Origin of the sequence: Streptomyces sp. 11-1-2 (assembly GCF_003595545.1) — a bacterium.
Taxonomy (GTDB): domain Bacteria; phylum Actinomycetota; class Actinomycetes; order Streptomycetales; family Streptomycetaceae; genus Streptomyces; species Streptomyces hygroscopicus_B.
On record NZ_CP022545.1, the window covers coordinates 8,104,116 to 8,119,059 of the forward strand.

General features: G+C 69.8%; 12 protein-coding genes and 1 pseudogene. 5 read left to right on the forward strand and 8 right to left on the reverse strand.

Annotated elements, in window-relative coordinates:
* Positions 1-49: 49 nt before the first annotated feature.
* Complete coding sequence (locus CGL27_RS34840; RefSeq protein ID WP_240451032.1) at positions 50-2,071, reverse strand: glycoside hydrolase family 27 protein; 2,022 nt, start codon at positions 2,069-2,071, stop codon at positions 50-52.
* Between the two features lie 143 nt (positions 2,072-2,214).
* On the opposite strand from CGL27_RS34840, the gene CGL27_RS53255 reads away from it, so the two are divergent.
* Positions 2,215-2,739, forward strand: a complete 525-nt coding sequence (locus CGL27_RS53255) for a hypothetical protein (protein WP_276147890.1) — start codon at positions 2,215-2,217, stop codon at positions 2,737-2,739.
* A 103-nt stretch (positions 2,740-2,842) separates the two neighbouring features.
* Here the strand turns inward: CGL27_RS53255 and CGL27_RS50355 are convergent, their stop codons facing one another.
* Complete coding sequence (locus tag CGL27_RS50355; protein WP_162953133.1) at positions 2,843-3,733, reverse strand: hypothetical protein; 891 nt, start codon at positions 3,731-3,733, stop codon at positions 2,843-2,845.
* 149 nt (positions 3,734-3,882) lie between these two features.
* On the opposite strand from CGL27_RS50355, the gene CGL27_RS34855 reads away from it, so the two are divergent.
* On the forward strand, positions 3,883-4,632 hold the full coding sequence (locus CGL27_RS34855) for a TetR/AcrR family transcriptional regulator (protein ID WP_119991793.1): 750 nt from the start codon (positions 3,883-3,885) through the stop codon (positions 4,630-4,632).
* A gap of 53 nt (positions 4,633-4,685) precedes the next feature.
* Here CGL27_RS34855 and CGL27_RS50360 read toward each other — a convergent pair whose 3' ends face one another.
* The gene (locus tag CGL27_RS50360; protein ID WP_162953134.1) at positions 4,686-4,952 is read right to left on the reverse strand and encodes a hypothetical protein; all 267 of its coding nucleotides are present in this window, start codon (positions 4,950-4,952) and stop codon (positions 4,686-4,688) included.
* Between the two features lie 670 nt (positions 4,953-5,622).
* Between CGL27_RS50360 and CGL27_RS34870 the strand changes: the two genes are divergently transcribed.
* The gene (locus CGL27_RS34870) at positions 5,623-6,213 is read left to right on the forward strand and encodes a TetR/AcrR family transcriptional regulator (protein ID WP_119991794.1); all 591 of its coding nucleotides are present in this window, start codon (positions 5,623-5,625) and stop codon (positions 6,211-6,213) included.
* A gap of 89 nt (positions 6,214-6,302) precedes the next feature.
* Here the strand turns inward: CGL27_RS34870 and CGL27_RS34875 are convergent, their stop codons facing one another.
* Entirely contained in the window at positions 6,303-7,184 is an 882-nt protein-coding gene (locus CGL27_RS34875; RefSeq protein WP_119991795.1) for an SDR family oxidoreductase, read from the reverse strand.
* Positions 7,185-7,270: 86 nt separating this feature from the next.
* Between CGL27_RS34875 and CGL27_RS34880 the strand changes: the two genes are divergently transcribed.
* Positions 7,271-7,849 (forward strand): TetR/AcrR family transcriptional regulator, encoded by a 579-nt coding sequence (locus CGL27_RS34880; RefSeq protein ID WP_119991796.1) that lies wholly within the window; start codon positions 7,271-7,273, stop codon positions 7,847-7,849.
* 150 nt (positions 7,850-7,999) lie between these two features.
* Here CGL27_RS34880 and CGL27_RS34885 read toward each other — a convergent pair.
* From CGL27_RS34885 to CGL27_RS34905, 4 genes and pseudogenes are all read right to left on the reverse strand, one after another.
* Positions 8,000-8,317: pseudogene (locus tag CGL27_RS34885) on the reverse strand (NADP oxidoreductase); the annotation flags it as partial.
* Between the two features lie 262 nt (positions 8,318-8,579).
* Complete coding sequence (locus tag CGL27_RS34895) at positions 8,580-10,109, reverse strand: UDP-N-acetylglucosamine 1-carboxyvinyltransferase (protein WP_078644363.1); 1,530 nt, start codon at positions 10,107-10,109, stop codon at positions 8,580-8,582.
* 128 nt (positions 10,110-10,237) lie between these two features.
* The gene (locus tag CGL27_RS34900) at positions 10,238-10,807 is read right to left on the reverse strand and encodes a Uma2 family endonuclease (RefSeq protein WP_119991797.1); all 570 of its coding nucleotides are present in this window, start codon (positions 10,805-10,807) and stop codon (positions 10,238-10,240) included.
* Between the two features lie 90 nt (positions 10,808-10,897).
* A complete protein-coding gene (locus CGL27_RS34905; protein WP_078644365.1) occupies positions 10,898-11,797 on the reverse strand; it encodes a LysR family transcriptional regulator in 900 nt (299 codons plus the stop codon).
* 423 nt (positions 11,798-12,220) lie between these two features.
* On the opposite strand from CGL27_RS34905, the gene acnA reads away from it, so the two are divergent.
* Entirely contained in the window at positions 12,221-14,938 is a 2,718-nt protein-coding gene (gene acnA / locus CGL27_RS34910) for an aconitate hydratase AcnA (protein WP_078644366.1), read from the forward strand.
* The last annotated feature ends 6 nt before the right edge of the window (positions 14,939-14,944 follow it).

Below are 14,944 nucleotides of genomic sequence, written 5' to 3' on the forward strand. Positions count from 1 at the left end.
GGATCCAGGTTCGCGTGGCGCTCGCACCACGTCAAGATTAATACCTAATTTATTTGAATTGGGTTCGGTGCACCGAACCGTCGACCCCGCGGTACACGGCGTCGATCACACCGTCCTGGCCCGCGACCGCCCCGAGCGCACCGTCGAACGCGGCGCTGGGGAACTCCTGCCGCTTGCTCCACTCCTGCCAGGCGCCGTTCTCGTACCGCCGCTGCCAGAGCGTGTAGTCGCCGCCCCGGGCGAACAGCGCCACCGCGTCGCCGACGGCGACCAGCGTCGGGCTGCCGCTGACGGTCCCGCCGAGCGAACTCCACGCCGACCACTGCCCGGAGGTGTCCCGCGACCGCGTCCACACGTCGTCGGCAGCGGTGCGCACGGCCAGCTGAACGCGGCCCTGCGCGTCCACGGCGGCCGACGGCCTGCCGTACGTCGGCCGGTCGCCCGGCGCGCCGAGCGACGACCAGCCGGCCGACGGCCCCCGCTGCGCGATCCGGCCGTCGGCGCCGCGCGCGAACAGCGTCCAGTGGGTGGCATCGGTGAAGGCGACGGAGGGCGCGTCGGTCAGCTTCCCGCCGAGGTCCTGCCAGGCGCCCCAGCGCCCCTGCGAGAACACCCGCCGGTACGCCCGGGAGTCGGCGCCACGCACGAAGACGTCGATCCGACCGCCCGCCGAGGCGTACGCGGCGGGCTGGCCGAGGATCTTCCCGTGCGCCGGGCCGCCGAGGTCCCGCGTCCTGCCATCCGCCTGTTGGACGAGCGATCCGCCCGGCCCCCGGAAGAACGTGGTCAGCGCCTCGCCGTCACGTACGACGGCCGGGCTCGCCGTGGCCTTCGCGCCCAGGTCGGCACCGGGGAGGGCGTCCTCACCGGTGAGCCTGAGGAACGCGGTGCCATGCGCCGGTACCTCGACGGTGAACGAGCCGGTGTGCGTCCCGCGGTCGGCACGCGCCCGCAGGTCACGGACCGCGACCGCGCCGCCCAGCGCCGCATCGGCGAAGTTCACGGTGCGCTCGACGGGCTGGTCCGAGCGGTTGAGCAGGACGACCGCACGCCGGCCGTGACCCGAGAGGACCTTGCTGTAGACATCGCCGACGGAGTCGGTGGCCACCCGCACGCCCTGGACGGCCAGCGGGTCCTGGTCGACCGCGATGATCTCCGGGTTGCGCAGCGTCCGGAGCATCGAGTCGGACAGGGTGCGCGGGTCGGAGCCCAGCACGAGCGGCGAACCCATCTCGGCCCACATCACGAACTGCGTGGTGGACTCCTCCTCCGTCAGCTCGTACGACCCGTCGGTCATACGGCGCATCGGGATCAGATAGTCCGGGTCGTTGTAGTGGCCGGGCCCCTGGGCCTCGGGGTGCCAGGCGTTGGCGTCCATGTTGCGCAGCACATTGGGCCACTGGCCGGGGCTCGGAGTGCCCCAGGCGATATCGGTGCCGGTGCGCCAGGAGTCCCCGGCCGTCGGGCCGTAGGCGTAGGTGTTGTGCGCGTCCTGCTCGGGGGTGTGCGGCAGGCCCCAGTCGTCGGTGAGCGGGTTGCACAGGTTCAGCAGCATCCGGCGTCCGGACTTCGCGACCGCGTCGCTGAACTCCTTGAACGCCGGGCCCGGGTCGAGCTTCTCGCCGATGCCGCACAGGAAGTCGACCTTGATCGCGTCGATCTTCCAGTGGGCGAACTGCCGTGCGTCCTCGGTGTAGTGGCCACGGCTGCCGAGGCCGCAGCTCTTGCCACCGTCGTAGGTGCCCGCGTCGGTGTAGATCCCGGCCCGCAGACCGCGCTGATGCAGGTAGGAGACGAGGGCCGGGATGCCGGAGGGGAACCGGTCCGGGTGGGCCGCCAACCGCCCCTGTGCGTCCCGGGGGTCATCGGCCTGCCAGCCGCCGTCCAGCCACACGATGTCGTATCCGCTGTCGCGCAGCCCGCTGCTGACGAGCCGGTCGGCGACCGCGCGCACCTCCTTCTCGGTGGGCGCCCCCAGTCCGTAGTAGGTGTTCCACCCCATATAGGGCGTCGGGGCAAGCCCGCTGTCGTAGTAGTCGGGCGCCCCCTGGTCCACGGCGGGGGCGGCCATGGCCACCGGGGCCGCGGTCGTGGCCAGGACCAGGGCGATCGCGGTCGCGACGGCGCCGCGGGTGAGCGTTCGGTGGCGGGGTCTGTGCGCGGGCGGGTGTGAAGACACGTGCCTCTCCGGAAGGTTGGGAAGCAGGAGGAGACATGACGCGGCCGCCCTCGGACGGGCGTCGACGGCGTCACGGCGAAGACTGTGGCCCGCGGCCGAAACCCTGTCAAGAATTATTCCTAATTTATTCAAACAGCTCTCCGGGGAGCGTCGGCCTTCCGAGAGCCGCTGCCGCGCCCGAAGCGAAGCCATCCACAGCGCACGAGGCGAAGGAGAGGCTCAAGGCCGCTGCCGAGAAGATCGTGCTCGACGCGAACGCCCCCGGCTTCGCCACGGTGTCGATCCGCCCCCGGTTCGTCTGGGGTCCCGGCAGCGTCCTCATCGAGGGCCTGGTGGCCGCGGCGAGGGCGGGACAGTTCGCCTGGATCGACGGAGGCCGGCACACGACCGACGTCACGACCGCCGCCCACGAGGTGCCCGTTCCCGCCCGGTGGTTCCTCGGGCAGCCGTGCACTCTGTGGACGGACAAGGCCGTGGCCGAACTCGATTACCAGCCCATGGTTTCCCATGCCACCGGTCTGGACGCCGTCAGGAACTCGGTGGCTGCCGACGGCGCGTGAAACTGCCACACACGGCCCCCGGTTTCCGGGAATCGCCGCGGCGATCCCAACCGTCGCGGGCAGACAGCACGCTTTCCCGCACTGGCCACAGCGCGCCTGAGGGTCAGGTACGCGTTCCTGTCGAGTCGCCGATCAACTCGAGCAGTACCGCATTCTGGGCTCGGTAGTGATGATCGGCGGGATGCTCGGCAAACGCCGAGAAGGCAACAAAGTAGGGGTCGGAAACGGTATCCGCCGCGTAGGCACCGCGCGCCGCGGCCACGCCCGCGGCGTGCGCGACGGCTCCTGCGGCGGCGGCTGTGTGCGCGCAGGCCGCCGCATGATCGGCGGCCTGCGCGGCGGCGATGCCTGCCGCGACATCGTGCACCGTCGCGTACGTGGCCGTAAGGGCGCCGACCGCCTTGATGGCATCCGCGGCAACGTGGGCAGCGTACGCGGCCGCTGCTGCGGCGGCTGTCCAGCTCGCGGCATCCCCGTTCGCGGCACAGGACGCGGCGATCGCGGCAGCCGTGGCGCGTCCGGTGTCGGCACCGGCGACTGCCCCGGAGGCAAGTGCGTCGCCAACCGCTTGGCGCCCTTGGAGCAACTCCTCTTCCCGGAGCTCACCGTGAAGATATCCCTGGGCGGCCTCGATGCATTGATGTATCCGCGTATCGAGCGGTTGCCGCCGCTCGATGTAGTCGAGGCTGTCTTTCGCGCATCTGATGGCGAAGCGCCGTAGGACGGTAACCGGAATCTCCTCAACGAGCCTCATCTCGCTCGCCGCGAACTTGTGGCCCCGGTGGGAGATTTCTCCCTTCGCTTCCGCGATGAACCACCGCTGTCCGTATACGTTTCGAAGGGAGTCCCTGGGTGTCGACGACGCGTGCAGACCGCTGGAGCAACAGGCGATGGGCCCGCTCACCTTGTTCCACTCTCCGACCCGCCAGGACATGTCTCCGTTCGCCGAGGTCAGGTCGTTCTCGACGAATCGATAGCAAGGGACGGTCTCCACTTTGTTCCTTCCGTGGCAGAGCAGCGATTAGTGGCAGAGCAGCGATTAGGGGGAGCTCCATGACAGGAGGGTGATACGTCGTATCGTTCTCGGTACAGCGTATCGCACACTCGGATCTCGTCTCGCTACATCTCGCTACACTTCGGTCTGTGCCGACACCCCCTCCGCGTCCATCCGGCGAGCGCCTGCCCAAGAGCCACAGCGAGCCGTTCTGGATTCGCGAGGCCGAGCGCGAGGCGAAACCTCATCCGCTGACGCGCGAGCGGATCGTCCAAGCGGCGATAGCGGTTGCCGACAGCGAGGGCCTCGACGCCGTCTCCATCCGCCGGATCGCGCGCGAGCTGAAGGCCCGTCCGATGAGCCTTTACGCACACTTCGACAGCAAGGACGACCTCCTCGACCTCATGCACGATGCGGTGGTGGAGGAGACGCTCGTGGGTGACGTTCCCGCCGACTGGCGGGCGGCACTGCGCCTGGTCGCCAGGCACAACAGGGCCGCTGCCCTGCGCCACCCCTGGTTGCTCGCGACGCGCGACACCGGGTGCCCGATCGGCCCCGCCTCGCTCAAGCGCATGGACGAGTCCGCTGCCGCGGTTCGCGAACTCAACGCCGACAGCGCTGTTCGGCGCGCGCTCATCCTTGCGGTCGATACGTTCACGTTCGGCCATGTCATGGCCGAGCTGTCCGGCGGGATTCGGCGCCGCGCCACGGCCGCGGCGAACACCGCCCGCCGCGACGCCACCACCGCATTCGTCCAGACGCAGATCGACACCGGCAAGCTGCCCCACCTCGCCGACACGGGTTTCAGCGAGTTGCTGTACAACGACGATCCTGAGGCGAGCTTCGAGCTCGGCCTCGACTGGCTGCTGGCCGGCGCCGCCGCGTCGCTGGGGGAGTAGTAAGTCGCTGGGGAGCAGTAAGGCGCGACCGGCGGCCTGCTATCTGCTATCTGCTACGCGGAGCGGAAATCGGCGGACAGGGCCCACTCGCGCCACTGGTCCAGTTCCTTGGCGACGAAGCCGAGCTTGCCCTCGACCAGAGACACGCAGTCGCTGCCCAACTGCAGTCGGGGCGGGGGTTCCGGCTCGGTGGCCAGTCGCAGGATGGCGGCGGCCTTGGCGGGATCCCCGGGCTGGTTGCCGTCGCCGGCGTCCACCGCGGTCAGGAACGTGCAGACCGCATCGGCGTGGGCCGTAAGGGGGCCGCTTGCCCGGCGCATGCTGCGCGCAGACCGGAACTCGGTACGGCGTTGTTGACCAGCACGTCGATTCTGCCGAAACGCTCGATGCCCGCGGCGGCGGCCGCGGCGGCCTGCTCGTGGTCGGTGACGTCGAGTGGTACGGCCAGCAGCTGTCGTAGCGAGCAGTGCGCCCGCTTTCACCCGAGTGTCGGTCTTGTCGGGGCCGGGCTGCCCGTCCGCGCCGACAACGCGCGCGCCGGGCGGCATGCTGACGGTCTGCCCGCCTCAGGAGTGTCCCGCGACGGCGATGCGCTCGCTGTCGACGTGGTCGCCGAGGCCGGGGACCGCGGCGACGATGTGGTCGAGTTCGTTCGTCGAGTAAGCGCTCGACGTCCTGGCCCCGGATGCGCCAGATGTCGGGGTACCGCGGGTCGGCGGGAGTGCTGTCGAGAGTCGGCGAATCGAGGGATGTGGGCTGATCGCAGTGGTCGATGAGGGAACGGTGCGCGGGGCGGCCGTGTCGGGTCGTGCGGGCATGTGGGGCTGCTCTTCGGTTGCGATGAGCGCCGCGTTCATGGGGGAATACATGCGTCGCCGGCGCAGGTCCGACGACATGAGCTACCGGATACGCGGGTTAAGCGGAGCGACGTTCTGAATATGCGGAGCGGCGTTCCGCTTGGCAAGCGCGGTCGTAGAACAGGAGCGCCCCGTGAGTGAAGGCGACAAGCCGTTGTCGACCACCCCGAGCTCCGCCAAGCGCGCGGACGCCCGGCGGAACGAGAGGGCTCTGCTCGATGCCGCGGCGTCGGTGTTCGTCACGGACGGAGTGGACGCGCCGGTGCGCCGGATCGCCGCCGCGGCGGGCGTCGGCATGGGCACGATCTACCGGCACTTCCCTACGCGCGCGGACCTCGTCGTGGCCGTGTATCGGCACCAGGTCGACACCTGTGCCGAAGCCGGGCCCACCCTGCTTGCGACGGCGACGTCACCGTTCGCCGCGCTGCGTCAATGGGTGGAACTCTTTGTGGACTTCCTGGCGACCAAGCACGGGCTCGCCGCCGCCATGCGCGACGATCCCGACGGCTTCACCGCCCTGCACGCACTGTTCATCGAGCGCCTCGTGCCGGCTCTCGCCGACATCCTCAGCGCCGCCCGGGACGCGGGCGAGGTCACGGCCGACATCTCCCCCTACCAGTTGATCCGCGCGATCGGCGACATCTGCGCGGGCGGAGAGAGGGTCGATCCGAAGTACGACGCGCGCCTCACCATTCGGCTGCTGCTCGACGGATGCCGACGGTAGAGGCCGGGTCACCAGGGTCCGGAGGTGAGGGTCTTCCGCTGCCGGCGCGGGCGCCGGCAGCGGGCCCGGCCGGTCTTCCCGGCCGCCGCTCAGGGCTGGATGTTCTCCAGGTCCTCCAGGAGGGACGGGTGCTTCGGCTCCCAGCCGAGCGCCTCTCGGGTGTGGGTGCTGGATGAGGGCTGGTCGGTCGCGAAGATCGGGCCGAGGGGGCCGTAGGTCTCCGATGACACCGACTCGACCGGCAGGCCCAGCCGGCGGCCGATGACCGAGGCGATATCACGCACTGTGTCTCCCTCGTCGGCCACGGCGTGCCAGGAGCTGCCGGCCGGTGCCTGCTCCAGGGCCAGCCGGAAGAGGACTGCCGTGTCGAGTGCGTGCACGGCCGGCCAGCGCTGTGCGCCGTCTCCCGGGTAGCCGGATATTCCGGTCCGGCGTGCGATGTCGGTCAGCAGGCCGGCGAACCCGCCCGTGCCCTGGTTGTGAACCGTGCGCGGCAGGCGTACGGCCGTGCTCCGGACCCCGCGCGAGGCCAGGCCGAGGGCCGCCGTGACCGCGCGACCGCGGCCACCGACAGGCCCATCGGTCATGAGGGGGTCGGCCTCGGTGGAGGCGCGGCCCGGCGCATGGGGCGTACCCGAGACGGTGACGAAGGGGCGGTCGCTGCCGACGAGCTCCTCGCCGAGGGTCGCGATGGCGGCGCTTTCCTCGGCGACCGCCTTCGCGAGGGCGTCGGGGCTGCTGAAGTCATTGGCGAATGCGAGGTGGATCACCCCGTCGGCCTGCGCGGCACCGGTGCGAAGGATGTCCAGATCGGCGAGAGCTCCTCGGAGCGGCTCGGCGCCGGCCGCCTCGGCGGCCAGTGCGGACGCGTCGGAGCGGGCGAGCGCGAGGATGGTGTGGCCGCTGCCGAGCAGCTCGGCGATGACGGCGGACCCGATCAGGCCGGTGCCGCCGGTGACAAAGACGCGCATGGAAATTCTCCCGCGAGTGATGGGACTCTTGTCCCGTCACTATAGCCGAGTGATGGGACAAGAGTCCCATCGCCTATGATGGGCCCATGGGCAGGTGGGAACCAGGGGCGCGCGAACGCCTCGTCGTGGCCGCGGTCGACCTGTTCACCGAGCAGGGTTACGACGCCACGACGGTCGCGCAGATCGCCGAGCGCGCCGGGGTCACCAAAAGCACGTTCTTCCGGCACTTCCCCGATAAGCGCGAGCTGCTGGTGGCCGGGCAGGAGACGCTGAGCCGGCTGCTGGCCGAGGGGATCGCCGAGGCGCCCGATGGCGCCAGTCCGCTCGAGGCGGTCGCTGCCGGTCTCGAGCGCGCCTCGACCGCCATGGGCCCCATCAATCGAGAACTGGTCCCTCGTCTGAAGGCGGCCGTCGCCGCCAGCGCCGAGCTTCAAGAGCGTGACGCCCTCAAAAGCGTCAGCCTCGCGGCCGCGATGACAACCGCTCTGGTCGCCCGCGGCGTACCCGATCCGACCGCGGCTCTCGCGGGCGAACTGGGCCTTCTCGCCTTCAAGCGGGGGTACGCCGAATGGTCGGCGGGCGACCGTGACGGCAAGGACGAGCTCGCCGGGTACGCCCTGGCGGCCCTGGACGAACTGCGTGCGGCCAGCGCGTCGCTGGGCTGACCGGACAACCTCACGGTGTTTCCATGGACTGGATGGTGCGCGGGCTGCCCGCCATCCCGGCCTGGCAAGCGGGAGCCTGGCAGACGGGATCCTGGCAGGCCGGGATGGCGTCACGCGCCGCATGCGCGGCAGCGGCGGGCGCAGGAGCGCTCAGCCGGGAAGGCTGACGCCGAGAGAGAAGTCGTAGTTCCCCACGCCATGGCGGCCCAGGCCCATCATTAGCAGGCCCGCTCCCTCCAGCCACCGCGCCATCTTCAGATCGCCGGTGTCCAGCGGGCGCAGTCCGATGCTCTCGATGAACGCGGACATGCTCGCCTTGGCCTGCGCGTCGTCGCCGGCCATGAACACGTCCAGCGGGCGGTCCTCGGCCAGGACATGGCCGAAGATGGTGTTGAACGCCTTGACGACATGGGCGCTCGCGGGGGCGGCCTCGGCGATCTGCTGCGCGAGGGCGGTGCCATGCGGGACGTCCGGGGAACCGGATCCGCTCGTCGCACGATTCATCGGCAACCTGCGCAGTCACGGCCTGCGTGTGCCTCGCGGTGTGCGGACTCAGCTCGCGGAGGGTGGCGCGTCGGCCGCGACGCCGGGGCCGTCCTCCTGACCATCGCCGCGCGACCCACCCCAGCAGGCGAGCTCATCTCTGGCAGGAAAGTCCCACGGCTGCCGCCGCACCTCCTCCTGAGATGCTGCCTCACAGGTCGGACCGGGTGCGGCGGCAGACGCTTGGTCAGATGTCGCGGAAGGTCTCGATCTGGGCGCCGATCGAGTTCAGCCGCTCGGCCAGGTCCTCGTAACCCCGGTTGATGACGTACACATTGCGCAGAACCGAGGTGCCCGGCGCGGCCATCATCGCCAGCAGGACGACCACCGCGGGGCGCAGGGCGGGCGGGCACATCATCTCGGCGGAGCGCCAGCGGGTCGGGCCCTCGACCAGGACGCGGTGCGGGTCGAGGAGTTTGACGTGGGCGCCGAGCCGGTTGAGCTCGGTGAGGTAGATCGCGCGGTTGTCGTAGACCCAGTCGTGGATCAGCGTCGAGCCCTGGGCGACGGCCGCGATCGCCGCGAAGAAGGGCACGTTGTCGATGTTGACGCCGGGAAACGGCATCGGGTGGATCTTGTCGATGGGGGCCTGCAGCTTGGACGGCCGCACGGTCAGGTCGACCAGCCGGGTGCGGCCGTTGTCCGCCGCGTACTCCCGGCCGCGCTCGTGGTCCAGCCCCATCTCCTCCAGGACGGCCAGCTCGATCTCCAGGAACTCCACCGGCACCCGGCGGATCGTCAGCTCCGACTCGGTGATGACGGCGGCGGCCAGCAGGCTCATCGCCTCGACCGGGTCCTCGGAGGGCGAGTAGTCCACATCGCGGTCGATGTGGGCGACGCCGTGGACGGTCAGCGTCGTGGTGCCCACGCCCTCGACCTTGACGCCCAACTCCTCCAGGAAGAAGCAGAGATCCTGGACCATGTAGTTGGACGAGGCGTTGCGGATCACCGTGACGCCGTCGTGCCGGGCGGCCGCCAGCAGCGCGTTCTCGGTGACGGTGTCGCCCCGTTCGGTCAGCACGATGGCGCGGGTGGGGGCGACCGAGCGATCGACCGCGGAGTGGTACATCCCGTCGGTGGCGGTCACTTCGAGGCCAAAGTGACGCAAGGCGGTCATATGCGGCTGAACGGTGCGGGTGCCGAGGTCGCAACCGCCCGCGTAGGGAATCCGGAAGTGGTTCATCCGGTGCAGCAGCGGACCGAGGAACATGATGACGCTGCGCGTCCGGCGGGCGGCCTCGGTGTCCATGGCCTCGAGGTCCAACTCGGCGGGCGGCACGATCTCCAGATCGGCGCCGTCGTTGATCCAGCGGGTGCGTACGCCGATGCTGCCCAGGACCTCGAGGATCCGGTAGACCTCCTCGATCCTGGCGACTCTCCGCAGTGTCGTACGGCCCGCGTTGAGCAGCGTGGCACACAGCAGCGCCACACACGCGTTCTTGCTCGTCTTGACGTCGATGGCACCGGAGAGACTGCGGCCGCCGACCACCCGAAGGTGCATCGGGCCCGCGTAGCCGAGGGAGACGATCTCACTGTCCAGGGCCTCGCCGATCCTGGCGATCATCTCAAGGCTGATGTTCTGGTTTCCCCGCTCAATGCGGTTGACCGCACTCTGGCTTGTGCCGAGCGCCTCCGCGAGCTGGGACTGGGTCCAGCCTCGGTGTTGGCGGGCGTCACGGATGAGCTTGCCGATACGTGCGAGGTAGTCGTCAGTCATGCAGAAGAGGCTATCTCACATATGAGATGCGCACGCGACCGGAGGGGGCGAAGGAGTGACGGCCATCCGGGTGTGTTTCCTCTCGCCGGCGCGCGCTTTCCGGTCAGCCGCCGGGCGGCTGCCGCCCATCAGAACTCGGAGGTGTCCAGCTCCAGATCGAACGGCTCCGGGAGCGCGAGGGGGGTGCCGAAGGGGTGGGGGCCGTCCACCTTGGTGTAGCCGAGGCTCCCTGGCGCGGAATAGAGCGTGCAGGCGCGTTGCTGCCGGTCGACCAGCAGATACAGCGGGGCGCCGTACTCGGCATAGCGCCGCCGCTTGACGATCCGGTCGGTGTCCCCGTTCGAATCGGAGGTCACCTCGACGACCAGGAAGGTCTGGTCGGGGAGCAGGGCTCCTCCACCTTTGGCGAGCTCGCGTGGCACAACGGCCAGATCCGGTACGTACCAGTTGCTGCTGCCCGGCAAGTCCAGATTTCCCGACCCAGCTCTGCAGTCGAGCTTGCGCATGACCGGCCCGATCTGTTCGCGGATCACGTCGGCGGCGTTCTCATGGTCCCATGTCGGTGACAACTGCTCGATGACCCCCTCCACGATCTGCACCCGGTCATCCCCCCGGATGTGCTGGATCGCGTACTTCAATGCGGTTTCGGGGTCGTCGGCCACATACGAAGCCGTTTCCGAATGGGGTTGCGCGCTCATCGGTCCTCCACCAGGCGGCGTAACTGCAGCATGACGACTGCGCAAGGTCTATCGCAATCCTCCACGGGCTTGGGCAAATATGCCCAGCGATCACCCGTACCGGTGACGATCCCCCGTCACCACCGCCGCCAGCGTCCGCGCCGGGCCGTCCACCGCGGGGCCGTGGAGGAGTTCGGTGCGGTGGACCAGGCGGGGGGCGATCAAGGGGGCCGTGACGATGCCGGGGGCGCTCTTGGTGGCGGGGTGGGGGAGGAGGGCCAGGCCGTGGCCCGCGGCGGTGAGGGCGACGAGGCCGCGTACATCGGTGCCCTCGTACGTCAGCGAGGCGCGGAAGCCGCCGCTCCGGCTCATCGCGCGCAGTTGCGCGAGCGGCATGGCGGCGTCCGGGGCGTCCAGCCAATGGGCGTCGGCGAGGTCGGCCAGCCGCAGGCCGAGCCGGCGGGCCAGCGGATGGCCGGTGGGCAGGGCCACCACCAGCGGGGCCTCCGCGACCGTGACCGTGGTGAGCGGACCCACCTCGGGCAGCGGCAGGGCGTCGGCGGGGGTGGCCGGGCCGTCGATCAGCCCCAGGTCCAGCGCCCCGGACGCCACCGCCGCCGGGATCTCCCGGCGGCCGAGGATCCGCAGCGAGGCCCGGATGGCCGGATGCGCCTGGCGCACCCGGTCCAGGGCCGCGGCGATTCTCGGGGTCATCGCCAGCGGCGAGGCCCCCACCACCAGCCGGGCGGCGCCGGACCCCGACAGCCGCTCGACATCGGCTCGCGCCGCGTCCAGCCGCAGCAGCAGCGGACCGGCGTGTTCCAGCAGCCGTGCGCCCGCGCTGGTGAGCATGACCGGCCGCCGGGTCAGCAGTGACGTGCGCAGATCCGCTTCGAGGGACGCGATGTGCTCGGAGACCGCCGCCGGGGTGAAGCCCAGCTCATGGGCGGCGTCGGAGAAGGATCCGCAGCGGGCCACGGAGACGAACGTGCGGAGCAGGTGCGGGTCCATGGCAGCAGTATCGCGGGGGCCGGGGCGGCTCAGTTCCGAACTCGGGGGTGACCGGGGCCGGTTCGGGCCCGGCCGTCGTCCGTTCCGGGGCCGTCGGTCGCGTCCGCGCGCATGCTCATGGCCTCAGGTCTAACGCGGAACGCCGCCATCCGGGGCCCTTACGGCAAGCGGTCACCCTTACCGGTGAACGCCGGTGAGCGCCCATGAACCGACCCGGGGGGCGCGCTCGCGCCCGGGCAGGGCATGACCGCGCGGGGGCGATGTATTAGAGTTATCTCGACATCGAGATACCTGCTGGAAGACGCATCGCCGCCCCGCACCGGTAAGGCTTGCCTAACTTAGCCATACCTTAGCGGATCGGCGCGGGCATGTGACGGCAGCATTGCGGTGGTACGCGCGAAATCATGCATGAAGGAGACTGTCGTGTCGGCGAACAGCTTCGACGCCCGCAGCACCCTGCAGGTGGGCGACGAATCGTACGAGATCTTCAGGCTGGACAAGGTCGAGGGGTCGGCCCGGCTTCCATACAGCCTGAAGGTTCTGCTGGAGAACCTGCTCCGCACCGAGGACGGCGCGAACATCACCGCCGACCACATCCGCGCCCTGAGCAACTGGGACTCGCAGGCCCAGCCCAGCCAGGAGATCCAGTTCACGCCGGCCCGCGTGATCATGCAGGACTTCACCGGTGTGCCCTGTGTGGTGGACCTCGCCACCATGCGTGAGGCCGTCAAGGAGCTCGGCGGCGACCCGGCGAAGATCAACCCGCTGGCCCCGGCCGAGCTGGTCATCGACCACTCCGTGATCGCCGACAAGTTCGGCACCAACGACGCCTTCGCCCAGAACGTGGAGCTGGAGTACGGCCGCAACAAGGAGCGCTACCAGTTCCTGCGCTGGGGCCAGACCGCGTTCGACGAGTTCAAGGTCGTCCCGCCCGGCACCGGCATCGTCCACCAGGTGAACATCGAGCACCTGGCCCGCACCGTCATGGTCCGGGGTGGCCAGGCGTACCCGGACACCCTCGTCGGCACCGACTCCCACACCACCATGGTCAACGGCCTCGGTGTGCTCGGCTGGGGCGTCGGCGGCATCGAGGCCGAGGCCGCGATGCTCGGCCAGCCCGTCTCGATGCTCATCCCGCGCGTCGTCGGCTTCAAGCTGACCGGTGAGCTGAAGCCCGGCACCACCGCCACCGACCTCGTGCTGACCATCACCGAGATGCTGCGCAAGCACGGTGTCGTCGGCAAGTTCGTCGAGTTCTACGGCGAGGGCGTCGCCGCCACCTCGCTCGCCAACCGCGCCACCATCGGCAACATGTCGCCGGAGTTCGGCTCCACCGCCGCGATCTTCCCGATCGACGACGAGACCCTGAACTACCTCAAGCTCACCGGCCGCTCCGAGCAGCAGGTCGCGCTCGTCGAGGCGTATGCCAAGCAGCAGGGCCTGTGGCTGGACCCGGCCGCCGAGCCGGACTTCTCCGAGAAGCTGGAGCTGGACCTGTCGACGGTCGTCCCGTCGATCGCCGGCCCCAAGCGCCCGCAGGACCGCATCGTGCTCGCCGAGGCGGCCGAGAAGTTCGCGCAGGACGTCCGTGCCTACCTCCCCGTGGCCGACCTGGACGAGGCCGGTGACGAGTCCTTCCCGGCCTCCGACTCCCCGGCCGTCTCCAACGGCGTGCCCACCAAGCCGACCCTGGTCACCGCCCCCGACGGTTCGACGTACGAGATCGACCACGGCGCCGTCACCGTCGCCGCGATCACCTCCTGCACCAACACCTCGAACCCGTACGTCATGGTCGCCGCCGCCCTGGTGGCCAAGAAGGCGGTCGAGAAGGGCCTGACCCGCAAGCCGTGGGTCAAGACCACCCTGGCCCCGGGCTCGAAGGTCGTCACCGACTACTTCGACAAGGCGGGCCTGACCCCCTACCTCGACAAGGTCGGCTTCAACCTCGTCGGCTACGGCTGCACCACCTGCATCGGCAACTCCGGCCCGCTGCCGGACGAGGTCTCCAAGGCCGTCAACGAGGCCGACCTCGCCGTCACTTCGGTGCTCTCCGGCAACCGGAACTTCGAGGGACGGATCAACCCCGACGTCAAGATGAACTACCTGGCATCCCCGCCGCTGGTCGTCGCGTACGCCATCGCCGGTTCGATGAAGGTGAACATCACCACGGACGCGCTGGGCACCGACCAGGACGGCAAGCCGGTCTTCCTGCAGGACATCTGGCCGACCGAGGCCGAGGTCAACGACGTCGTGGCCAACGCCATCGGCGAGGACATGTTCAACAAGTCCTACCAGGACGTCTTCGCGGGTGACGCGCAGTGGCAGGCCCTGCCGATCCCCACCGGCAACACCTTCGAGTGGGACGCCGAGTCCACCTACGTGCGCAAGCCCCCGTACTTCGAGGGCATGACCATGGAGACGAGCCCGGTCCAGGACATCGCGGGCGCCCGCGTGCTGGCCAAGCTGGGCGACTCGGTCACCACCGACCACATCTCCCCGGCCGGTGCGATCAAGGCCGACACCCCGGCCGGCAAGTACCTCACCGAGCACGGTGTCGAGCGTCGTGACTTCAACTCCTACGGCTCGCGCCGGGGCAACCACGAGGTCATGATCCGCGGCACCTTCGCCAACATCCGGCTGCGCAACCAGATCGCGCCCGGCACCGAGGGCGGCTTCACCCGCGACTTCACGCAGGCGGACGGCCCGGTCTCGTTCATCTACGACGCCTCGCAGAACTACCAGGCCGCCGGGACCCCGCTGGTCATCCTGGCGGGCAAGGAGTACGGCTCCGGCTCGTCCCGCGACTGGGCCGCGAAGGGCACCGCGCTGCTCGGCGTCAAGGCCGTCATCGCCGAGTCGTACGAGCGCATCCACCGCTCGAACCTCATCGGCATGGGCGTCCTGCCGCTCCAGTTCCCCGAGGGCGCCTCGGCGGAGTCGCTGGGCCTGACCGGCGAGGAGACCTTCGACGTCACCGGCGTCACCGCGCTCAACGAGGGCGGCATTCCGGAGACGGTCAAGGTCAAGGCCGGCGCGGTGGAATTCGACGCCAAGGTGCGGATCGACACCCCCGGTGAGGCGGACTACTACCGCAACGGCGGCATCATGCAGTACGTGCTGCGCTCGCTGATCCGCAAGTAAGCACGG